General features: G+C 58.1%; 1 protein-coding gene and 1 pseudogene. Both read right to left on the bottom strand.

From position 1 onward, the window contains the following. A pseudogene (locus tag B2W52_RS11365) lies at nt 1-286 on the bottom strand (SPOR domain-containing protein); the annotation flags it as partial. Between the two features lie 123 nt (nt 287-409). Further along, nucleotides 410-887, bottom strand: a 478-nt coding sequence (locus B2W52_RS11370; protein WP_349677062.1) for a glutamate ligase domain-containing protein, incomplete at its 5' end; no start/stop codon positions are given.

Consider the following 887-nt stretch of genomic DNA (forward strand, 5'->3'; position numbering starts at 1 on the left):
CCTGGCCAGGCGCCTCTTCGAGGATACGATAACCCGGGGAATCCCCTGCTTCTTGCGCGCTTGAGGGTGCTGCCAGGCCGCTATCGCTGGACTCAAGACCGTAAGACGGCGCCGGCGCCAATTCCGATTCGGGCGCTTCCACTTCAGGGAAAGGCGGCTCTTCCGGAATCTTGATGGTTGTGGACGTGCGCTCGGAATGAGGCTCATCAAAAAGCATGGGAACAAAGATAACCGCCAGGGAAACAAGTACCAGCGCCCCGATTATTCTCTGTTTCAGTCCATCCACGTTGCTAGGCTCCCAACTGTTATGACTGCGCCCCGACGGGCACCCATGCGCAGATACTAACTGGCCGGCAAGCGGAACTCAAAGTGTCAGGCACGGCCATGGACAAAGTTTAAGGCGGCCTGCCTAGCTTCCGGCTACCTTGCCAGCGAGCAGAATCTCGCGTGCTTCAGCGACCGTGAAGAAAGAACCGAACACAACCACAAGATCGTTCGGGTCAGCCACGGCCAATGCTGAAACCAAGCCCTCCCGCACGGATTCAAAAGCCGTCGCCTGGATCCCTGAATCGGACAGTCTTGCTTGCAGGTCTTGACCGGACAGGCCTCTTGGTACCTTGAGACCGGCCAGATACCAGGCATCGACCACATCAACCATGGCTCTGCCCACACCTGCCACGTCTTTGTCCGCCAGGGCGCCATAAACACCATGCACCCGTCTGCCCGGGGATTTTAGTTGACTCAGCTGACCAGACAACCAACCGGCAGCATGAGGGTTATGGCCAACATCCAGGAAGATATCCGGTGCGGAACCAACACGCTCGAAACGCCCGGGTACACTCAGACCTGAAAGCACCTGCTCAATGACTGGTACCGGCAGGTTCGGT

Origin of the sequence: Marinobacter sp. UBA2498 (assembly GCF_002341575.1) — a bacterium.
GTDB lineage: Bacteria > Pseudomonadota > Gammaproteobacteria > Pseudomonadales > Oleiphilaceae > Marinobacter > Marinobacter manganoxydans.